The sequence below is a fragment of the Paenibacillus sp. FSL H3-0321 genome (assembly GCF_038002865.1).
Lineage (GTDB): Bacteria > Bacillota > Bacilli > Paenibacillales > Paenibacillaceae > Paenibacillus_AQ.
Map to the genome: position 1 here is coordinate 596,384 of NZ_JBBODH010000001.1, position 20,320 is coordinate 616,703.

The 20,320-nt window shown below is 50.7% G+C and carries 20 protein-coding genes; 5 read left to right on the plus strand and 15 right to left on the minus strand.

All coding sequences use genetic code 11. The features are described 5' to 3' along the window. Nucleotides 1-32 precede the first annotated feature (32 nt). From MHI45_RS02335 to MHI45_RS02360, 6 genes are all read right to left on the minus strand, one after another. On the minus strand, nt 33-1,403 hold the full coding sequence (locus MHI45_RS02335; RefSeq protein WP_076111124.1) for an extracellular solute-binding protein: 1,371 nt from the start codon (nt 1,401-1,403) through the stop codon (nt 33-35). A 264-nt stretch (nt 1,404-1,667) separates the two neighbouring features. After that, on the minus strand, nt 1,668-3,866 hold the full coding sequence (locus MHI45_RS02340) for a DEAD/DEAH box helicase (RefSeq protein WP_076111125.1): 2,199 nt from the start codon (nt 3,864-3,866) through the stop codon (nt 1,668-1,670). Next, nucleotides 3,863-5,182, minus strand: coding sequence for an ATP-binding protein (locus MHI45_RS02345; RefSeq protein ID WP_076111126.1), 1,320 nt, complete (start codon nt 5,180-5,182; stop codon nt 3,863-3,865). The genes MHI45_RS02340 and MHI45_RS02345 overlap by 4 nt, the downstream gene beginning before the upstream one ends. An 8-nt stretch (nt 5,183-5,190) precedes the next feature. Then, nucleotides 5,191-6,780 (minus strand): TerB N-terminal domain-containing protein, encoded by a 1,590-nt coding sequence (locus tag MHI45_RS02350; RefSeq protein WP_076111127.1) that lies wholly within the window; start codon nt 6,778-6,780, stop codon nt 5,191-5,193. Nucleotides 6,781-6,974: 194 nt separating this feature from the next. Then, nucleotides 6,975-8,177 (minus strand): MFS transporter, encoded by a 1,203-nt coding sequence (locus MHI45_RS02355; protein ID WP_076111170.1) that lies wholly within the window; start codon nt 8,175-8,177, stop codon nt 6,975-6,977. A 90-nt stretch (nt 8,178-8,267) separates the two neighbouring features. Further along, nucleotides 8,268-9,035, minus strand: coding sequence for a DUF1836 domain-containing protein (locus tag MHI45_RS02360; protein WP_076111128.1), 768 nt, complete (start codon nt 9,033-9,035; stop codon nt 8,268-8,270). A gap of 115 nt (nt 9,036-9,150) precedes the next feature. On the opposite strand from MHI45_RS02360, the gene MHI45_RS02365 reads away from it, so the two are divergent. Beyond that, complete coding sequence (locus MHI45_RS02365; protein WP_076111129.1) at nt 9,151-10,473, plus strand: hemolysin family protein; 1,323 nt, start codon at nt 9,151-9,153, stop codon at nt 10,471-10,473. 60 nt (nt 10,474-10,533) lie between these two features. Here MHI45_RS02365 and MHI45_RS02370 read toward each other — a convergent pair whose 3' ends face one another. Both MHI45_RS02370 and MHI45_RS02375 read right to left on the minus strand, forming a co-directional pair. Further along, entirely contained in the window at nt 10,534-11,046 is a 513-nt protein-coding gene (locus tag MHI45_RS02370; RefSeq protein WP_439823168.1) for a GNAT family N-acetyltransferase, read from the minus strand. Nucleotides 11,047-11,109: 63 nt separating this feature from the next. After that, on the minus strand, nt 11,110-11,463 hold the full coding sequence (locus MHI45_RS02375) for a VOC family protein (protein WP_076111130.1): 354 nt from the start codon (nt 11,461-11,463) through the stop codon (nt 11,110-11,112). 145 nt (nt 11,464-11,608) lie between these two features. On the opposite strand from MHI45_RS02375, the gene MHI45_RS02380 reads away from it, so the two are divergent. Continuing rightward, nucleotides 11,609-12,961, plus strand: a complete 1,353-nt coding sequence (locus MHI45_RS02380) for a TrkH family potassium uptake protein (protein WP_076111131.1) — start codon at nt 11,609-11,611, stop codon at nt 12,959-12,961. Nucleotides 12,962-13,039: 78 nt separating this feature from the next. Here the strand turns inward: MHI45_RS02380 and MHI45_RS02385 are convergent, their stop codons facing one another. Then, nucleotides 13,040-13,318 (minus strand): hypothetical protein, encoded by a 279-nt coding sequence (locus MHI45_RS02385; RefSeq protein ID WP_076111132.1) that lies wholly within the window; start codon nt 13,316-13,318, stop codon nt 13,040-13,042. A gap of 163 nt (nt 13,319-13,481) precedes the next feature. Between MHI45_RS02385 and MHI45_RS02390 the strand changes: the two genes are divergently transcribed. From MHI45_RS02390 to MHI45_RS02400, 3 genes are all read left to right on the plus strand, one after another. Beyond that, complete coding sequence (locus tag MHI45_RS02390; protein ID WP_076111133.1) at nt 13,482-14,714, plus strand: aminopeptidase; 1,233 nt, start codon at nt 13,482-13,484, stop codon at nt 14,712-14,714. Between the two features lie 32 nt (nt 14,715-14,746). After that, nucleotides 14,747-15,976 carry an aminopeptidase gene (locus MHI45_RS02395; protein ID WP_076111134.1) on the plus strand — a complete coding sequence of 410 codons (1,230 nt, stop codon included), beginning with the start codon at nt 14,747-14,749 and terminating at the stop codon, nt 15,974-15,976. A gap of 286 nt (nt 15,977-16,262) precedes the next feature. Next, nucleotides 16,263-16,436: a hypothetical protein gene (locus tag MHI45_RS02400; RefSeq protein WP_179091755.1), complete on the plus strand. Its 174-nt coding sequence runs from the start codon at nt 16,263-16,265 to the stop codon at nt 16,434-16,436. 225 nt (nt 16,437-16,661) lie between these two features. Here the strand turns inward: MHI45_RS02400 and MHI45_RS02405 are convergent, their stop codons facing one another. The 6 genes from MHI45_RS02405 to MHI45_RS02430 form a co-directional block, all read right to left on the minus strand. After that, entirely contained in the window at nt 16,662-17,351 is a 690-nt protein-coding gene (locus MHI45_RS02405) for an AlkZ-related protein (protein ID WP_076111135.1), read from the minus strand. 58 nt (nt 17,352-17,409) lie between these two features. Then, the gene (locus MHI45_RS02410; protein ID WP_076111136.1) at nt 17,410-17,982 is read right to left on the minus strand and encodes a TetR/AcrR family transcriptional regulator; all 573 of its coding nucleotides are present in this window, start codon (nt 17,980-17,982) and stop codon (nt 17,410-17,412) included. Between the two features lies 1 nt (nt 17,983). Beyond that, entirely contained in the window at nt 17,984-18,703 is a 720-nt protein-coding gene (locus MHI45_RS02415; RefSeq protein WP_076111137.1) for an MBL fold metallo-hydrolase, read from the minus strand. 92 nt (nt 18,704-18,795) lie between these two features. Continuing rightward, nucleotides 18,796-19,260 (minus strand): DUF6773 family protein, encoded by a 465-nt coding sequence (locus MHI45_RS02420; RefSeq protein WP_076111138.1) that lies wholly within the window; start codon nt 19,258-19,260, stop codon nt 18,796-18,798. A 2-nt stretch (nt 19,261-19,262) separates the two neighbouring features. Then, complete coding sequence (locus tag MHI45_RS02425; protein ID WP_076111139.1) at nt 19,263-19,463, minus strand: helix-turn-helix transcriptional regulator; 201 nt, start codon at nt 19,461-19,463, stop codon at nt 19,263-19,265. Nucleotides 19,464-19,631: 168 nt separating this feature from the next. Beyond that, the gene (locus tag MHI45_RS02430) at nt 19,632-20,234 is read right to left on the minus strand and encodes a nitroreductase family protein (RefSeq protein WP_076111140.1); all 603 of its coding nucleotides are present in this window, start codon (nt 20,232-20,234) and stop codon (nt 19,632-19,634) included. Between the last annotated feature and the right edge of the window lie 86 nt (nt 20,235-20,320).

The following is a 20,320-nucleotide window of genomic DNA, read 5'->3' on the forward strand; positions in this document are numbered from 1 at the left end:
TCGATAGATAATGGGAATGTTTCTATTGCTTCTTATTTATTTGCTTCGAATGCGGTTTGATGTTCCTTGCCCACTGCGGCGGAATCCACTTTTTGTACAAACAGGTTTTGAATGCTGCTCAAGTGAACTTGCGCCGTTGCCGGATTCATCGTATTGTCAAACGCCAGGTCGCCGCCTTTGACTTCATTGAACAGGCCTGCAATGTTAATCGCAAGATCGGAGTAACCGGCAGCTTTCAAATCGCCATCCACTTTTTGTCCCAGACCTACGGCATTTTTCAGTTCAAATTGCTTCTTAGGATAGTTGGATGCGAAGAAGTTGAGGAAATCCTTGGTTTCCTGCAAATGCTCGCTGTTCGCAGAAATAGCAAATGCACTGCCTGGTGCAAGCATGAATTCGTTAGGGTCGCCCTTGCCGTTAACTGTAGGGAATTGGAAAGCTCCTACTTTGCCGGCTACAGATGAAGCATCAATGGCTCCGGTTTCCCATGAACCGATAGACCACATTGCCGCTTTACCGGTTTTGAAGATATTGCCGCCTGCATTGGCATCAATGGATGTTGCACCATCAGGGAATGCGCCGGCTTGGACCAGCTGCTGGAAGGCGTCTACTGCTTCTACGAATGCTGGATCTTCGAACGTTTTCTTGCCGTCAAGCACCTCTTGCAGGAAACCCGGGCCACCGTTGGTACGGAGCAGAATGTTCATGAACAGGAATGAGCCTGTCCAGGAGTCCTTTTCACCGATCGCAAGGGGTGTGATGCCTTTCTCTTTGAGGATCTTTACATCCTTAAGCATTTCTTCGAATGTGGTTGGCGGGTTCGCAATGCCGGCTTGCTCAAACAGCTCCTTATTGTAGTACACAACCTCGATATTGTTGCCGTCAGGCAGTGCGTACACATTATTATTGAAGCTATAGTAATCGAGCAGTCCGGTTTGATACGTATCCTTCAATCCGTTCTGCTCCAGCATGTCGTTCAGTGGAGCGAATAGTCCGGCATCTACAAACGGCTTCATTTGTGCAGCAGGGTTAACGATGGTGATGTCTGGCACTTCTTTGGAGGCCGCTTGTGTTTTGAGCTTTACTTTTTGCTGGTCAGTGTTCAAAGTATCCAGTTCAATATGAATGTTTGGATTTTCTTTTTCATATTCCCCCACCAATTCGCGGATCATTTTGTAGGCGGGTGTTGCAGGGTCAGGATAGATGTTCTGAAAAGTAATCGTTACTTTTTTGCCGCTGTCTTTGGTAGCTTCCGCAGCGCTGTTGGTGCTCTTCGGAGCTGCGTTGTCCCCCCCGCTGTTATTGTTACTGTTGTTGTTGGAGTTGCCGCATGCCGCCAAGGTTAATGCCATAGCTGCAGTCAGACCGATGGAGAATGTCTTTTGCATTTTTCTGTTGACCATTTGTTTGTTGCCCCCTGTCTTCGTGATATGTTCATTATCTTTCGATTAAGCGCTTCCAACAAGGTGGGAACTGCAGAATAAAGGTTTGTTTTTTCTATATATAAAATAAAGCAAGCATATTGCGATATCTCTTTCCGATATTTGCTTGCCCTTAAGAAAAATAGCAGCAGCCAGGGATATGCTCATCCGTGGCTGCTGCCGCATCATTAAGGCTATGAAGTTTAGATTTCATAGTGTTTCCGTATTACAGATTGTAGTTGACGCCTAGTTCTCCAGCCGCCATTGCTTAATCACATTCAGCAGCCCTGGCACATCCAGCCCATCCAGTGAAAAGGCTTTGCGCAGCAGGTCATGGGGGATGAATTCATCATACTTTCCGAGATATGGCGCTTCATCCTTGCTGAGCAAGGAAAGCGGGTCCGTCGCAGCGGTTGTTTCAGCCATGATCTCTTCCTCCAGCGTATCCGCATCCACACTGCCGGCGACTACCATATAATAAGGCTCCATTGGCGTGATGGAACGAAGTCCCAGCCGGCCCTTCAGGTTATTCTTCAGCAGCCGTTCCAAAGTCCGGAACTGCCGGCTTCCCGCCCACGGCAGAATGAACATGGAATCGCCGCCTGCCGGCAGGACCGAGCGCGTGAGCAGACCGCTCTCCTTAGCCAGGCGGCGGGCCCGTTCCAACCGGGCCGCTGCGCTTGGCGCCAGATACGGATACAGCACCGTCGCTCCCAATACCTCACGGATTTTGGCCATGATCCGGGTATGCACATCACCGCCAGCACCAAGCCAGAGGGTATCAACCTTACCACGCGAGCCTTTGACATAGACGGCCTTATGGCGGTTGTCTACCTCCTCCACCTTCCACAGCTTGCCCGCCAGCGTAAAGCAGTAGCCCGGTGGGGGTACGGTAGTAATGGAGCCAATTTCCTCGGTGCCATTGTAGACGACATGCTCCTCATCGTCTTTGAATACAGCAAGAAAACGGAAATTGTTGACGATCTTCTCACCGGCCAGCCCGATCAGCAGTCCGCCTTCCTCCAGTGTCTCAATATGGCCCATACCTACCATGTACTCCATGAAGGTATCGTAATCTGCCGGGTCAATTCCCCGGAAGGAAGGCAGGCTCAGAACAGCTGCCTTCAAATCCTCCGGCTCGGCTTCCCCCATGCTCTTAAGAATGCTCATCGTCTGATGGTACAGGAGCCCAACCGGCAGCTGGCGCACATTCAGCGGCTCTACCCATTTCTCCCGCACATACAGCTCAATGACCGCAATCGCCCGCAGCAGCGTCCAGGGCATCCGCGCGGGCAGCTGCGCCTCCTCGTCCTCTTCCTCCGGGGTGACGAAGATCATCTCCGAAGCGGAGTCACCGCGTCTGCCGGAGCGTCCCAGCCGCTGGACGAAGCTGGCGCAGCTGTATGGTGCGCCGAGCTGCAGCACCCGCTCCAGCTCGCCAAGATCTATCCCCAGCTCCAGGGTAAGCGTAGCTGCGGCTACCGCCGCGCCGGGACCTTGCCGGAGCGCGGCTTCCGTCTCTTCGCGCAGCATCGCGGAGATGCTTCCATGATGCACATGGAACACATCCCGCTCGCCGCGTTTGGCTGCCATGCGCCGCATCTCCAGAATCGCCTCCTCGGCGTCCGTACGGCTGTTGGTGAAGATCAACGCCTTCTTCAGATGCGTATGATCGTAAATGAACCCGTAATAGGCCTGGCGGGCCCGCTCCAGGTGTTCAGCCTGCACCTCATCCCGCGCATCCGGGAAGGAGAAATGCTCCACACTCAGCCGGAGCTTGCGCCCCCCTTGCGGAGCGGATACCTCCACGCTCTCCCGCGTACCGGCGGCCAGCCACTCGGTCACGGAAGCATAATCGCTCAGTGTGGCCGAAAGCCCGATCCGCCGGGGATGGCAGCCAGCCATCCGCGAGATCCGGGCCAATTGGCTGAGCACCTGGATGCCGCGGTCCGCCCCCATAAAGGCATGCACTTCATCAACAATAATGAAGCGCAGATCATGGAACAAGGAGGGGATCGCATTCGGGCGGTTCATGAGCAGCCCCTCCAGCGATTCAGGGGTAATCTGCAGCACTCCGGAAGGATTCTGCATCAGCTTCGTCTTATCCGCTTGCGGCACATCGCCATGCCAATGCCAGACCGGGATATTGCCTTCCCGCAGCAAATCATTTAACCGTGTGAATTGATCATTGATCAGCGCTTTGAGCGGCGCAATATAGAGAATCCCCACCGAATCGGACGGGCGCTCATAGAGCTCAGTTAATGCGGGAAAGAATGCTGCCTCCGTCTTGCCTGAGGCCGTACCGGAGGCAATCAGCAGGTGATGCGGGGTATCAAACAACACGCGGCAAGCATCTACCTGGGCCTCGCGAAGCGTCTCCCACCGGTTCTTGTAAATAAACTCCTTGATGAAAGGAGCCAGCCTGTAGAACGGATTGTCGCTCATAGGTCAAACTCCGCAAGAAATCCGTCCAGTTCGTTTTGCTCAGTCTCCGCCGGTTTTACGGTGCGCTCGCCCACCAGCTTCTCGAAGGAAATCTCCGGATGCTGGTGAAGAGTGTGTAGCAGATCCATGAAATCACGCACGACCTCGCGCGGGGTCAGCAGTTCATCAGCACCCAGTCTGCCCACGGCTTCTTCCATGAAATGCACCAGCTGCTCTTGGGTAAGTCTCGCATCATAGCCGTAATGCAGAGCGTGGATATCCCGCAGCTTCTGTAGCAGCACCAGAATTTCCTCATGGGACAGCATGTCCAGCGCAATAATCGGTCCGGTGAAATTATTCAGCTCGGCTGAACCGTAGCGGCCCGCCACCAGCCGTGAACGCAAAGCCTCGTAGCTGAACAATCCGCGCCGCCCGTCTTCAACGAACTGCGGGGTACCTCCAATAAAGATGCCCAGCCGTTCCGCTTTGCCCTGCATCGTATCGTTGAACATTGTCAGCAGCTTCTCGTAGTTGCTCTGGCGGGAGATGCTGTTGGTAATCTTGTAGAGGTTAACTCCCTCATCTATAAAGAGCAGCAGACCTTTATAGCCGATAGCCCCTGTGAATTCCGCCCATAGCTTCATATAATCGTACCAGTTGTCATCATCAATTATGACGCCTACGCCAAGTGCTTTGCGCGCTTCGGTGCGGGTGGCGAATTCACCGCGGAGCCAGCGCAGCGCATCTTGCTTCAGCTCATCATCGGCAAGCTTATGACCGTTCCAGTAAGCAGCCAGCACCTTGGCAAAGTCAAAGCCATGCACAAGACCGCGCATCTCAGAGGCTACTGTATAAATTCGCTGCTCCACCTCTTCGCCAAGCTGCAGGGAGTCAGGTCCACACCCCTTCTCCTGCATCACCGCCTGCTGAAGCGTCATAATCCACTTCTGCAGCATGATTTCGAGTGCTCCACCGTCTGGACGGGTCCGGGTCGAGAGGTGGCTCATCAGCTCCCGGTAGGTTGCCAGGCCTTGTCCCTTCGTTCCTACCAGCCGCCGTTCCGGCGAAAGATCGGCATCCGCTACCACAAAGTCCCGGTCCATGGCGTAGTTGCGGATAATTTGCAGCAGAAAGCTTTTGCCGCTGCCGAATTTACCGGTAATCAGCTTGAAAGCCGCTCCGCCCTCAGCAATATTGTCCATATCCCTGAGGATGGCTTCCACCTCCGGCCGCCGGCCGACAGCAATATGTTCCAGTCCGATTCGCGGCACTACACCCGCCGTGAGCGAGTTTACGAGTGCGGTTGTCATCCGTTTCGGTATTTTCAGTTCATTCATCTAGGGATTCACCTCTTCAAATATTGCAGCACGGGCATAAATTCCTCAGTCAATTCCTCACCGTCGATCAGCAGATCGCCGAGCATGTCCATGGCAAGTTCGTTAATTTCGTCAAACAGCAGCTCCGGCATCGTCCCCCCGGCAGCGGCCAGCTTCTGCACAGCCTTCATTCCATCCTCATCAGCGAGTGCGGACACTGCTTGCCGCTGCAGAGGTGACAGTACGGAAGCGAATGCCTCCCACTCATTGTCTGCGCTGCTCGCAGCAGCGGGCGATGCTGGAACACTTATGGTCTCGGGAACAGCATAAACCTCTTCTATAGGATCTTCTTTTATAAAGGAAGGGACAGCGTAATCAAGCTCCGAATCCCCGGAATTCTCTGAATCCTCCAACTCCGCTGAATCCTCAGGCTCCTCTATGGTAAGCAGCGTACGGACAATCTCGGAATCGCTCTCCAGCCGTTCAAGCTTCCTCTTGTCAATAACGACCGCCGGACCTTTATCGGCTTGCTCTGCCTTGCGGAATTCCCGTTTCAGAAAACGGGTCACCAGGTCGTCCATATCCGCATCGACCTTAACGTCTTTCAGTCGTCCGCGGAAGCCCATCAGCTCGCGCAGCTTGTTTTCGGTGAGCCGGAAAAGCCGCGTAATCAGGCTGCGCAGCGGCAGAGACTTACTGATCCTTACGACAGGCACCAGTACGGAGTAGCCGTAGAGCGATATATCATAAACTGCACTGCGGAACAGGTAACGCTCCCGTGGTACCGGCGGGCCGGGCGGGAACATTTCCACCAGCTTGGAGCCATGTTTGCGGGCTACATAGGCGTCTATTAATGCAACCACTTGAGGAATATAACGCTCAGCCGCCGCTTTGCCTTCACCGGTGTAGAACTTGGATTTGCTGATGTCGTAATCCGACATGACCGTCAGCACGGCAAAAGTCAGCTGTTCCGGCGCAGCAGTCAGGCACCTCATCAGCTCCAGCTCCGCCAGATCTCCGGCAAGTCCGCGTGAACGGGCAACGATGCCTGACAGCGGTACGTCCAGTTTATGCACGAAGGCAAAATCGGCAATCCAGCCGCCAAGATATTGATCGAGCCGCTTGTATTGATCCCGGTAAGCTTCCCATAGCAAGGACAGCTGTCTGTACCCTTCCTGCGGCTCTTCCCAGCCTACTCCGTTAATCAGCTCATAGACATGCAGAAAGATATAGGAGAGATCAGTCTTCGGATATCTGCCATGTCTGACTTCATCCCGCCAGAAGAAATACCATCTGTATTGCGCTCCCGTCATATGCCCGTATGTAGGCCAATAACTCTTGAATGGAACAAACAGTGTTGCGGCTTCCCTTTGTTCCACCAGCTCACGTGCCCGGTGCACAAATTGGCTTTCCGTAGTAGTTACCGGTTCCTGCTTCTCTTCCATATCCCAGAGCTGAAGCTGTACCGTCTCCTTCGAAGGCTCTTTCTTCTTCACCTTGGCGGCGGCTGATTTCGGCTGCACATTCCCGGCAGCTTCCCTTGGCGGAATCGGCACATTACTCTCCGTGCTTTCCCAGACCAGCTCTGTAAAGTGCGGCAGCTTCCCTTCATTATTCATTCTTCCATCGCTCCAATCCTGAAACGTAATCCGAGAAGACCCTGCTCCTGCTCTTATGAAAAAACGGTCCTGTTCACATGGTGTGAAGGAACCGTTTTGTTCTTCTCGAATTATCCGAACCCGCTGTACATTTCACATCTAATATTAGCATTGTTGCAGGATTAACATCAAGTAGATCCGCAAGGAATACTCTCTTAGAGCAGCTCAGTTCCTTTCGTTTCCTTCCCCAGAAACAAGACCGCCAGCGCACCGATAATAATGGTTACGAAGAACAGCATAAAGATTGAGCTGATGCCGACCTTATCGCCTACCAGAAAACCTACCAGCAGCGGTGCGATCACACCGCCGATCCGGCCAAAGGAGGTGGCCAGCCCTGCTCCCGTCGAGCGGATTGCAGTCGGATACAATTCAGGGGTATAAGCGTACATGCCGCCCCATGCGCCAAGATTAAAGAACGAGAGGCAGATTCCGGCAGCCATCAGCATGCCCTCTGTTGTCGCGTTTCCGAACCAGGCTGCGCTGACTGCTGTGAGCAGCAGGTAGATTACCAGTACAAACTTACGCCCGAACTTTTCAATGAAATAAGCAGCTGTGAAGTATCCGGGCAGCTGGGCAAGCGTCATAATCAGTACATACTCAAAACTCTTAACAAGGCTGAAGCCCTTAATCACCATTACCGTAGGCAGCCACAGGAACATACCGTAATAGGAGAACACCACCGTGAACCATAGAATCCACAGCATGATCGTCGATTTGCGGTACTCCGGCGACCAGACGATAGCAATGCGTTTACTCAACGAAACTGGAGCCTTCTTAATCTCCGCAAACCGCGGGGAATCATCGATGGCACGCCGCAAATACAGCGCATAAAGTGCGGGTACGGCACCTATACCGAAGGCGATACGCCAGCCGTAATCCGGTATGACAAAATAGGCAATCAAAGCGGACAAGATCCAGCCTACCGCCCAAAAGCTCTCCAGCAGCACAACCGCCCGGCCTCTCTCTTTTGCAGGCATGCTTTCCGACACCAGCGTTGAAGCAACAGGCAGCTCTCCGCCCAGCCCGAACCCGGCTACAAAACGCAGTACACATAATATCCCGAAGCCTGTAGCAAAAGCCGACAAGCCGCTGGCCGCTGAGAAAATCAACAAGGTCCACAGCAATACTGACTTGCGTCCGAAACGGTCGGCCAAAATCCCCGCCGCTGCCGCCCCTGCTGCCATGCCCACCGAATTAATACTGGTCAAAAATCCAATCTGCTCCGGTTCAAGCGACCACTCCTTGGCGAGCGCTGCAACCACAAAAGAAATCATTCCGACATCCATCGCGTCAAACATCCAGCTTAATCCCGCACTGAACAGCAGTTTCCTTTGCTTCGGATTTCGCAGCAGCGTCATTTGATTCAAGTTCAAGCACCCTCTTCCCTTACTCCGACTATTCTACCCTGATATTGCTAGTTTCACTTACACATTCTAAGAGTGCCGCTTCTAAAAATCAAGGAATAAAGCAGCATTAAAGTATTGCCGGGCCAGTGCTTGAAAATAACAGGTTTGTACAGAAATTGCCGAGATCATCAGCATATTTTGCACAGCATCCCTTTGCGGTCTTGTCAGATGATTCAGCCGGTTCATCAATTTATCCATTGCACTTCTTAGCGAGCTGTCTGTTTTCCAGGAATAATCTCTGTTTGCGCTTCGTTCAGCCATCCCTTGAGCCTGCAGCGCAGGGCTGCGCTTAATCTCTTCGAACAATTCCGCATACCCGTGATACAGCTGAGCCGGTTCAACCAAATCATCATCATCCCGTTCCGGTTTCAGGAAAAGCAGGCGGAAGAGCTGACGTATACTTTCGAAATCAAGCGCTGCTTTAAGGTCATCAATGATAAATAGCAGTGCAGCCTGATTAACCGAATACTTTTTTCCTTCCCTCGGTGAGCCGAGATATTCCTTGAAGTCGCGCTTCACCCAATTTTGCATAGCGGTGGCACTCAGTGTGGAATACTCTATGAGATGTCCAAGAGCAGCAATGTCCGAGAGCGAGAACCCTTTGACGTTCCCTCTTTTTATGATCTTTTGCAGGATCGGCGGGATTTCCGTAGAGAGGAACGCAGGCAGGGACATCCCCTGTTTCACCTCTTCGTGATGAAATTTCGTCCAGACCTCCTGAAGAATATGCAGCGGTTTTTGCTCTGAGTTTCCGGTCAGCGAGAGCAGCAATCCAGACATTTCTTTTCGGCTTAAAGTAAAAGCTTCCATAGATGGCACCCCTTCGCCATTTGATATTTTAATGAAAAGTTCGTACAATAGGTTCAAGTGAACTCATAATATGAGTATAACCTATTTTAATAACGAGAGGGATGGTAAAGATTTTATGGGTATAGGACTTAGTTTGACGTTGGTGGCCATTTTGATTATTTTAACCGCTTTTTTTGTAGCCACGGAATTTGCAGTAGTGAGATTGAGAGGCAGCCAAGTAAGTCAAATGGTTCTCGAGGGAAAGAAAAACGCTTTAGCTGTACAAAGAGTTGCAGCGAACCTTGACGGTTACTTGTCTGCTTGTCAACTTGGGATCACAATCACTGCCCTCGGTATCGGGGCGTTGGCAGAACCTGCATTTGAGCAGCTGCTGATTCCTTTATTCGATTTGGCTGATATCAGTCACAGTGTGAGCGAACCTATTGCTTTTGCATTGGCATTTATTATTGCCACATTCCTGCATGTCGTAGTCGGAGAACTTGCACCGAAGACGGCCGCTATCAACATTCCGGAGAAAATCGGTCAAATTACAGCCCCGCTGATTATTTGGTTCTACAAAATATTGTACCCTCTGATCTGGCTCATGAACGGTTCCGCCAATCTGCTTGTCAGCTTGTTCGGTATGAAGCCGGCCAGCGAGCACGGCGATGCGCACAGTGAAGATGAGATTCGTCTGATTCTGTCCGAAAGCTATGAAAGCGGCAAAATCAACAAAGCCGAATATGGCTACGTGAACCGGATCTTTAATTTTGACGAGATGCTGGCCAAAGAAATCATGGTGCCGCGGACAGATATGGTGTGCTTATTCACCGACCACTCGCTGGCGGAGAATTTCAACATCATCCGTAAAGAGCAGTACACCCGATTCCCTGTAGCTGACGGCAGCAAAGATAATATTATCGGGATGATCAATACCAAACAGTTGTACCTGCAGTATGACAACAACCCGGATTTCGATTTCAAAAGCCTGATATTGCCGCTTCTGACTGTGTCTGAGGTAACCCCGGTGAAGAACTTGTTAACCCGTATGCAGGTAGAACGTGTGCATATCGCCCTTCTGCTTGATGAATACGGCGGAACTTCCGGTCTGATTACGATTGAAGATATTCTCGAGGAGATTGTCGGGGAGATCCGTGACGAATTTGACGGGGATGAACGCAAAAACATCGAGAAGCTCAGCGACGTCAATTACTTGTTCGACGGCAAGGTTTCTCTCCTGGAGATCAAGCAGCTGACAGGTCTTGACTTCCACGATGATGAAGTAACGACCATTGGCGGCTGGTTATACAGTCACCTGAGCGAGCCCACTATCGGCAAAAGCATGAATTACGAACATGTTACGCTTACAGTCCGTGAGATGAACAAAAACCGCATCCGCAAGGTTGAGGTGCTTATTGGGGAAAAGGACTCCCTGGAATCTGGGCAACAAACGGAATAATAGCTGAATATATATGAATAAAGGCGCTCCTTGACGGAGCGCCTTTTGTTGTAGCGGAACTTAGTTAGACAAAATCTTGCTCATATAATATTCGTCCACCCAATTCCCGCTGACCTTCAGCGATTTCTTCTTGATGCCTTCAATTTCAAAACCGCGCTTAGTGTATAATGACACCGCTCGATCATTATGCGTCATAACGGTTAGCTCCAGGCGCACAATGCCGACGCCGGTTGCCCAGCTCTCCATCTCCCGGAATAAGCCGCTGCCGATACCCATTCCCTGATAATCCGCCAAGATGCCTATGACAATATACGCGCTATGTTTATTTCGGCTTAGGCTTCCTCCACTGACGGATAAGTAACCCGCCAGCCTGCCATCTGCCACAGCGCCGATCAGAATCGAAGTTTCGGCCTTAGCAAAGCTCTCAATCATCTCTGTTACTTGCTGCAGTCCGGTCTGCCTCTCATCCGGCTCCAGCAGCATAAATGAAGATTCCTCATCCAGCCGGTGCTGCAGACTCAGGAGTTCAGCAGCATCCCCGGGTACCAGCTCTTTCAGCGTTATATTCATCATTTCCCCCTGCCCGATCTTGCTCGGTATAACACTAATTGCCGATGTACTTCTTTCACACATCGCTTAACAACGGCAAATCATCAATACATTTCCGTCAGGATCCTTAAAGTTAAACCAGTGATCATTCTCAATGTCAGTCAGGATCTCCGCACCGCTGGCTTTGACAAAATCATAAGCAGCATCGATGTCCTCCGTATTTAAATGAAAGGAAGGCACATTCAGAACCGACTCGGCTGTGAAAATTCTGCTGTCCAGCACAATACCCGGCCCTTGCATCGGCACCACATACAGATGACCGAACAATACCTCACCGTCAAGCGGAAGCCCCAGCAAGCTGCAATACCAGTTCTTTGATCTTTCAATATCACTGACCGGAATGAATACGGCGCCAATCTGATTCAGAATCGGACTTGTCACAGCAAGTACAGCCTCCTCTATGCTTTCTCAGAATAGGTATTACTTTTTAGTAATTCGATAAAATATGCTAATTTCCTTCCCCCGCAAGTTGATCGTTTGGAACTTATGATATAATCTGGACAGATGATATCAAGACGTCAGGAGAATGAATTTGGCTAATCTATCCCTCGGGCACCTAAGGCTGACGCCACCCAAAATACTATCGCTCGGATTCATGCTGCTGATTGCGGCAGGAACAGTACTCTTATGCCTCCCGGCAGCCTCGACAGGAGACCGAATCTCCTTTATCGACGCCCTCTTTATGGCGACTTCAGCGACCTGTGTCACCGGGCTCGCTGTCATCGACACCGGAACACAACTGACGGTGTTTGGACAAATTGTCCTACTGGTGCTGTTCCAGTTCGGCGGTCTCGGATTTGTGACCATGGCCACGCTGATTACACTTGTACTTAACAAACGGATATCACTCAAAGAAAGGCTGCTGCTGCAGGAATCCATGAATCAGAACTCCATGCAGGGCATCGTCAAGCTGATCCGCCGGGTACTGATCTATTCCCTGGTCATACAGCTTAGCGGAGCAGCCCTGCTTGCCGTAAGATTCATGCTGGACATGCCTTTCGGAAAAGCGATATATTACGGTTTGTTTCATAGCATTTCTATCTTTAACAACGCCGGATTTGATCTCTTCGGAGATGTGCACGGGCCATTCAGCGGTCTTACCCGCTACGTGGAAGATCCAATTATAAACATCACTTCCATGCTGCTCATTTTCCTTGGCGGAATTGGGTTTATCGTGTTGTCCGACGTAATCGACTTCCCCAAACGCAAACGTCTGACCTTGCATTCCAAGGTGGTACTCTCCACTTCAGCCATCTTGATTCTGGTCGGGGCGGCAATTTTTTTCTGGCTTGAACTGAATACCACGCTGAAACCGCTGCATGCCGGCGGCAAAATAATGGCCTCCTTCCTGCAGGCGATTACCCCCCGCTCCGGAGGGGTGACAACCATTGAGATTCCGCTCTTGCGAGAATCCACTCAATTTCTGATGATTCTGCTGATGTTCATTGGTGCGGCGCCTGGATCAACCGGCGGTGGGATTAAGATTACTACCTTTGCCATACTGGTAAGTACAGCATATGCCAAACTGCGCGGGAAGGAAGACATCGTCATGTTCCGCCACCGGATCTCCAAAGAAAACGTGTACCGGGCCATCACGATGACACTGCTCTCACTGATGCTGGTAGTCATTGCGACCATGCTGTTGTCCGTGACGGAGAGTGCAGATTTCCTGACCGTACTGTTTGAGGCGGTGTCCGCTTTTGGGACCTCGGGCATTACAATGGGGCTGACTACGGAACTGACGACCATCGGGAAGGTTATGGTGATCATTCTGATGTTTGTCGGACGTACCGGACCGCTGACACTTGCATATGCGCTTAAACCGAAGAACAGCAAGGAGCTCTACCGTTATCCTGAAGGCAATATTACGATCGGGTAGAGCTTTCGAACCTATACCTATATAAAATGCGACCGTTCGCCGGCAGTGAATGCCTTCATCGGTCGCATTTTTGCGATGCTATTCTTCTTCCTGAATGTCCTGGGTATCCAGTGCGGCATCCAGCAGCTGATTAAACAGATCGTCATCATTCTCCAGCAGCGTGTTGATCTCCAGGAACTGCTCTTCGCTCCCCGGTTCGCCGGCAAAGCTGAAACTGTAATCCCATTCGCTTCCCCGTTTGCTGAAGAACGTAATTTCATACGGAGACTTATGATTGTCGAGCGTGAACACCGTCCTCCCGACATAGCTCTTATCTTCTTCGCGTTTCAATTCCGCCTTTATAATTTCCACGTTCATGCGCTTTCCTTCCTTTCATCTGATCGTCCACACTCTCCCAGTATAGCATTGAAATGAAAGCAAATCCCTCTCTTTCCGCTGCAATTGACTTTTTTCATCCGGCGGTTAATAATTTAATACAATGCTCATACAGCACTAAAATATAGTAAATGGAGGAAACCCAATGCTCAATTTAGAAGCGAAGCTTAGCAAATATGCAGATCTGGCAGTCGAAATCGGCGTCAACGTTCAACCGGGTCAAATACTGGTCGTGAACGCCCCCGTTTCAGCAGTAGAATTCGTACGGCTTATTACAGCCAAAGCTTATGCCATAGGGGCAAGTCTGGTCAAAGTAAACTGGAGTGACGAAAGCATTACCCGCCAGCAGTTTGAACATGCTGCACCGGAAGTCTTCACGAAAGCTCCAACGTGGTACGCGGGAGAAATGACCGAATTCGCTGAGAATGGAGCCGCTATTCTGACTGTAATCGCCGAGGATCCCGACGCACTGAAAGGCATTGATCCGGAACGTATCGCCAATTACCAAAAAACACGCGGTGCTGCGCTTACGAAATACCGTGATTTCCAAATGTCCGATAAAATCAGCTGGAGTATTGTCGCCATCCCTACACAAGCTTGGGCCGACAAAGTGTTCCCTGATGTTCCGGCCGAAGAACGTGTGGATAAACTATGGGAAGCTATCTTCCACACTGTCCGTCTTGACCGCGAAGATCCGGTTGCCGCCTGGCAGGAGCATCTTGATACACTAGAACAGAAGGCTGATGTGCTTAATGCCAAGAAGTATAAAAGCCTGCATTACATAGCACCCGGCACAGACCTGACTATCGAACTGCCAGAAGGTCACATTTGGGCGCAAGGAGACAGCATCAATTCCAAAGGTCACACCTTTGTCGCCAATATGCCAACAGAGGAAGTATTCACTGCACCGCTTAAGACTGGTGTAAACGGCACGGTCAGAAGCACCAAGCCGCTCAGCTACGGCGGCAACATTATTGATGATTTCTCCATCACCTTCGAGAACGGCCGCATCATCAGTGTAAGCGCCGGTAAAGGACAGGATTCACTGGAGTATCTGATCAGTCTGGATGAAGGCGCCAAATATCTCGGCGAGGTTGCGCTTGTGCCTCACCAGTCCCCGATCTCCGAATCGAATATATTGTATTTCAATACCTTGTTTGACGAAAATGCTTCCAACCACCTGGCCATCGGCACAGCTTATGCCTTCTGCCTTGAGGGCGGTAAAGAGATGACCCAGGATGAGCTGATTGCCCATGGCCTGAATACCAGTGTCACCCATGTCGATTTTATGATCGGCTCACCTGACATGGATATTTACGGAATTACAGCTGATGGTACACGGGAACCGGTATTCAAAAGCGGAAACTGGGCGTTTTAAACACAGACTACAGATAGCGGAGGAGCAAAATCATGTTGAGTTTCAAGCAAAAGCTGGAGAATTACGCACTGCTGGCTGTAAAGATCGGAGTCAATATACAGCCCGGGCAGACGCTCGTACTCAATGCAGACATCGTTGCTGCAGAGCTTGTCCGCCTGATTGTGCGGAAAGCTTATGAGGCCGGTGCTAAGCTGGTCAAGGTCAATTATACCGACGAGTTCGTCACACGGACCCGCTACGATCTGGCCCCGTCGGCCAGCTTCCTTGAACCGCCGAAATGGCAGGCGGATGAGCTGGAGGATCTGGCACGCAACGGTGCGGCCATCCTGACGGTGATCTCCGCCAACCCGGATCTCCTGAACGGTGTAGAAGCCAGCCGGATATCCGATCATCAGCGCACCGCAGGCCAGGCTATGGCCCCGTACCGTGAAATGATGATGAACAATTACATCAGCTGGAGCGGTATCGCTTTTCCGTCGCCATCCTGGGCGGCCAAGGTATTTCCCGATGCACCGCCGGAAGAACAGGTTGGCCTGCTCTGGGATGCTATCTTCAAGGCGGTCCGAGCAGACCAAGAGAACCCCGTTGAAGCTTGGAGCCTGCATCTGGGCGGCTTAAAGCAGCGCTGTGACCTTCTGAACGCCAGAAAATACCGCAAGCTGCATTATACCGCTCCCGGAACGGATTTGACCATCGAATTGCCCGAAGGGCATATCTGGTGTCAGGCCGGAGCCGTGAATGGACGCGGAGTCTCTTTCCTCGCCAATATTCCGACAGAAGAAGTATTCACTGCCCCGCTGAAGACTGGCGCTAACGGCAAAGTCAGCAGCACGAAGCCGCTCAGCTATGGGGGCAACATCATCGACCGGTTTACGCTTACCCTAGAGAATGGCAAGGTCACAGACTTTACGGCAGAAGTCGGCCAGGAAGCATTGGCTTCCCTGCTGGCTATGGATGAAGGAGCCGCTTACTTCGGTGAAGTAGCGCTGGTCCCTTACCACTCTCCAATCTCGGAAAGCGGCATTCTCTATTACACTACACTGTATGATGAGAATGCTTCATGCCATCTGGCACTTGGTGCCGCTTATGCATTTACCTTGCAGGAGGGCATCTCTATGACCAAGGAGCAGCTTGTTGACAAAGGGATGAATCAAAGTCTGACCCATGTGGACTTCATGATGGGTTCCCCGGAAATGAATATCGACGGAATTACCGACGATGGAACTGCTGAACCCATCTTCCGAGCAGGGAACTGGGCTTAAGCAAAGTTTCTGAGCTGTTGTGTCCGTTCGATTAATCCCTTATAGCCGCACCCCGTTGCTCTCTGAATAGAGGGTAACGGGGTGTTTTTGGTTTGCCAGAAGATAGTTAAAGGCATGATTAACCCAAATTTAAAATTATGTTCAAAGAATATTCACAATATTGTTGAAATTAATTCACAAATATGTCACAATACAATTAAGGATTGTATTTCCAATCCAGTTTAGGTGTTGGATGAAGCCAATCAGTGCTGAACGATACTCACAAAACTTTTAGGAGGTCATCCTGATGAAAGAGTCGATATCCCCAGAGCTGGAACGGCCGGAGCATGAACGTCCAAGTGTTCAAGCCCCTACAGACTCAAGCATTATCGCATCCAATGCAATCAAATACACAGCTTACATCATGCTACTATTCGGTTTCTTATACTTTCTGATTGCATACCTGGCTCCTATGCTATGAGGTTGCTTCATTATATAGCTTTAATAGAAAGCGTTTACGGCTATTGAGCTCCTGATGGAGTCCAATAGCCGTTTTTATTTTCTTGCATTGTTCCTTCTTAAGGTTATCCACAAATGGGAGCACGCAAAAAAAGGTTTTGCCTTCCTCAACGGACGGCAGAACCTTTCTTTCTACAAATAACAGCTTCACCGTACTTGCCAGAACTTTGAAACCGTTATTTAGTGATTACCAGGACAATGCCTTGCTGATCCAGGCTATGGCAGCAGGCGACCAGGTAGCATCCATTCTGGAGCGCAGCCAAGCTATAGCTTCCTCCCGGGAACCTTCATAAGGTGTAAGGCCATGAATCCCCATCCAATGCCCTACTGTCTCAAACGAAGTGCTGCTCCAACCATTTACTTCTCCCAAGTCATTTTGGCGTGCCTGAACTCCGGAGATTACAGTATCAAGGGTGCCTTGCAGCTCTGTGACGGCATTGTCAAAGGCAGTCTTCTTTTCCTTTGCTTTCATATCACCCAAAGAACGCAACTGGCGGGTATCAATGCCCTCGTTGGCACGGATCACCTGCAGCAATGTCAATGCTTCTCTGCTGGCCAGGCCGTTATTGTACCGTTCTTCCAGTTCCTTAGAGCTGCCCACGGCTTTTACAAATGCCGGAAACCAGTCCCGCGAGACGAGAATTGCCTTTTTCTTAATAAACTTACCGTACCCGGCCAGTCCCTCACCGGGAAACTGTGCACGCCATCGCCATGGATCCAGCTCTGAACCGGTATGCCAGTTCTCGGCTTTGGTCAGCCCATTTAATGACGGATGCTCCGGAATCAGTGAAGCAAGGGGTACAATCCCCAGCTTGGCAATGACCTCAGCCATCTCCTTATAAGTTGTTACACCGCCCTGCACTTCCACGTTTTCCATCTCACTTTCCCCCTTAACGGAATGGTAAAATTACTTAATGATGGTTGTTCTGGACTGCTTACACTGTCTTCATGCAGCTGATTCCTGCAATAAATGTATCAATCAGCCGGGATAAGGAGATTCCCAAATCGAGCGGCAGGCCGAAGCCTCCCTTGTTCTCCAGTGCAGCAAATCCGTGCAGAATACTCCGCAGTCCCCGAACAGCATGCAGTTCTCCTTCTTCTCCAAGCCCGTAGCCTGACAGCACATGCAGGATAAAGGATAAAATCTGCTCACCTGCCTCTTCCAGCGCTGTGTTCCCTTGATCAGGTGCTTGCAGTGTTGTTTCGTATAGACCCGGATGCTGCCTTGCAAAGTTCACGTAAGCCTGCCCCATAGCGTGAACGGCTGCATCACCAGCTATCCCCTCAGAAGCCTTTGTCATCGCAGTGTGGAGCTGTTCCAGGCCGTGTACAGCCAGCAGAGTCCGCAGCCCGGCTAGTCCGTTAACATGATTATACAACGACGGAGAGCGTACGCCCAGCTTAGCCGCGAGTGAAGCCAGCGTGACTTCTCCCATTCCCTGCTCATCCGCTAATTCTGCTGCAGCCAATACCAGCGTACGTGTATCCAGTCCAACCCTAGGTGACATCTTATCTTCCTTCCTTTCCTAGCTGCATTTGAGCTTTGCTCACAGCCTGTTTCATGGTTTCTCCAGGTGCCTTCAGCAGGTTGCCGTGTCCAACAGCAAGCACCGCTGCAGACGTTCCTGCAAGCTTAATTGCACTGGCCACAGCCTGCTCCTTATTCCAGGTAGCCAATGCCGGAAATGGAAACCATGGCACAACCGTCCCGGCCACCGCAGTTCTCTTAAATGTCTGAAAAGCATCCCCTGCTATCAGAGCTCCGCTCCGTTGATCCAGAAAAGACATCGAGCCTGGGGTATGGCCGGGAGTACTAATTGCGCTTAAAGAGCCGACAGTATCTCCGTCACGGAGCAGAATGTCCGGTTTGGTAGAAATTTTGGTAGGTACGCTCCCTTTAATCGGAGTCTGCGGTTCACCTTGTCTAAGCGAACGGTCTCCGCGCAGCAAAGCTGCATCACGCTCAGAGATATATACAACAGCTTCAGGAAGCCGTTTCTTCAGTTCATCCAGTGCTCCAACATGATCTCCATGAGCATGGGTCAGCACGATTCGGGTAATAGGCAGGTTCAATTTAGCCGCTGTACGGAGGATCCCTTGGACACTAAAAGACATTGCCGCATCAATCAATGTTAATTCCTGATCTTCTACAACAAGATAGCAATTGACCGGAAACCATCCGGGCATCCACGTAAGCTGCAGCAATTTTCCTTCTTGAGTAATTCTCATAGATACACCCCTTAAAAACTAATGATATTAGTTATAATATAAACTAATTACATTAGTTTTGCAAGAGGCCCTTTCCCAAGCATTACATCCGTCTATTCCAGATGTTTATCCGCATTTTGATTGGAGCGTTTAATCATGAACCATTGTATCCAGGTAATCCCGAAGAAAAAGACCACGGAGCCAACCAATGTGCTCATTACACTCGCAACTACATCAACTTCGTCCTTACCCAGCAGGTCATAGCTGATCATTAATATTGCCCATATCAGAGCACCTGCAGCTCCACTGATCAGATTGGTTTTTTTGAGCCGCTTCACTTCCCCGGCCTTGCTCGGCAGGAGGAATAGCCCACCACGCATGCTCCGGAGCGTAACATAGAAACAAGCTGCCATCAGGATGAGGAAGCTGTCCAGCCAATACTTCAGATCCAAGTGCAGAACAAATACTTTAACAAAAACACTGGCCGCTATGCCCACAAACACAATCGTAAAGCCGTGCGACATCAACTTATGTACTTCACCTTGAATCCGCTCATCCTTGATCCCCTTACCTTTCATAACTACTCCTCCCAAAATATATCGTTCAAAGTTGTTCCCAGTTCCTTGCAGATGGCAATACATAACCGGATCGTCGGGTTGTAATTCCCCGCTTCAATCAGTCCTATCGTCTGTCTCGTCACGCCCACCGCTTCCGCCAGCTGTTCCTGGGACAGGTCCTTCTGAATCCGCGACAGTTTCAGCTTGATGTTCTTCTCACTCACCAGAGCCCTCCCGGAGAATAATTTCACTTACAGCTCCATTGTAATCTATAACCGTCATTATGTACAATATATATTGCATTTTAATTTCAATCCCATGAAAAAAAGCATCCCGCAGGATGCTTCAATAAGAGTTGGCCCAGTTTTTGTTCCTAACAGCGGCTTGGTTGTTTATTCTACAATTCCACTCTCCGGATAGCTGTCTACAACTGTAAGCAGCTGAGCAGCTTCCTTGCGTGGACGGCTGGCGGGAATGATCTCCGGATAACCGGCATGGATCATCGCAATCACTTTCTCCCCCGGCTTCACGCCAATCTTGCTGCGGAACTCCGGAGCGTAAATATAAGGATCCGTCTTCCAAATCGTACCTACTCCCCGTTCCCATGCCGCCAGCTGGAAGTTCTGCACAAGTGCGGATGCAGCGGCAAAATCCTCATCCCACTCTCTTTGACGCGGGTCCTCAGGGATCACGACGATTACGGTTAAAGGAATCGATGAAAGATATTCTTTGCGTTTGGCTGCAAATTCCGGATCAGCTGCCCCGCGCTTCAAGAATGAATAAGCAGCATCCCCAAGGAATTCCGCCCCTTCCCCCTGAAAAGCAATAAATCTCCACGGCTGCCGCAGTCCGTGATTGGGCGCCCACACCGCGATATCCAGCAGTTCCTCGAGCAGGCCTTCAGGCAGGGGTTCAGGCTTAAACTGTTTAATGGAGCGGCGCTCCTTGATCACTTCGGCAATGCTGCCGTAAGCTGCAGACTGGTTCTGATTCATAAGGATTCCCTCCAGCAGTAAGTTGTGATAACCATTCTCAGTGATTGTACATGATTCCAAATGCTTTTTCAAACTGGGGAATGTCC

Coding starts and splice junctions, on each gene's coding strand:
- MHI45_RS02430 (WP_076111140.1), bottom strand. CDS start 20,234: ATGAATCAGAACCAGTCTGCAGCTTACGGCAGCATTGCCGAAGTGATC.
- MHI45_RS02390 (WP_076111133.1), top strand. CDS start 13,482: ATGCTCAATTTAGAAGCGAAGCTTAGCAAATATGCAGATCTGGCAGTC.
- MHI45_RS02335 (WP_076111124.1), bottom strand. CDS start 1,403: ATGGTCAACAGAAAAATGCAAAAGACATTCTCCATCGGTCTGACTGCA.
- MHI45_RS02410 (WP_076111136.1), bottom strand. CDS start 17,982: ATGTCACCTAGGGTTGGACTGGATACACGTACGCTGGTATTGGCTGCA.
- MHI45_RS02350 (WP_076111127.1), bottom strand. CDS start 6,780: ATGAATAATGAAGGGAAGCTGCCGCACTTTACAGAGCTGGTCTGGGAA.
- MHI45_RS02370 (WP_439823168.1), bottom strand. CDS start 11,046: ATGATGAATATAACGCTGAAAGAGCTGGTACCCGGGGATGCTGCTGAA.
- MHI45_RS02360 (WP_076111128.1), bottom strand. CDS start 9,035: ATGGAAGCTTTTACTTTAAGCCGAAAAGAAATGTCTGGATTGCTGCTC.
- MHI45_RS02415 (WP_076111137.1), bottom strand. CDS start 18,703: ATGAGAATTACTCAAGAAGGAAAATTGCTGCAGCTTACGTGGATGCCC.
- MHI45_RS02340 (WP_076111125.1), bottom strand. CDS start 3,866: ATGAGCGACAATCCGTTCTACAGGCTGGCTCCTTTCATCAAGGAGTTT.
- MHI45_RS02355 (WP_076111170.1), bottom strand. CDS start 8,177: ATGACGCTGCTGCGAAATCCGAAGCAAAGGAAACTGCTGTTCAGTGCG.
- MHI45_RS02385 (WP_076111132.1), bottom strand. CDS start 13,318: ATGAACGTGGAAATTATAAAGGCGGAATTGAAACGCGAAGAAGATAAG.
- MHI45_RS02400 (WP_179091755.1), top strand. CDS start 16,263: ATGAAAGAGTCGATATCCCCAGAGCTGGAACGGCCGGAGCATGAACGT.
- MHI45_RS02405 (WP_076111135.1), bottom strand. CDS start 17,351: ATGGAAAACGTGGAAGTGCAGGGCGGTGTAACAACTTATAAGGAGATG.
- MHI45_RS02365 (WP_076111129.1), top strand. CDS start 9,151: ATGGGTATAGGACTTAGTTTGACGTTGGTGGCCATTTTGATTATTTTA.
- MHI45_RS02380 (WP_076111131.1), top strand. CDS start 11,609: ATGAATTTGGCTAATCTATCCCTCGGGCACCTAAGGCTGACGCCACCC.
- MHI45_RS02395 (WP_076111134.1), top strand. CDS start 14,747: ATGTTGAGTTTCAAGCAAAAGCTGGAGAATTACGCACTGCTGGCTGTA.
- MHI45_RS02345 (WP_076111126.1), bottom strand. CDS start 5,182: ATGAATGAACTGAAAATACCGAAACGGATGACAACCGCACTCGTAAAC.
- MHI45_RS02420 (WP_076111138.1), bottom strand. CDS start 19,260: ATGAAAGGTAAGGGGATCAAGGATGAGCGGATTCAAGGTGAAGTACAT.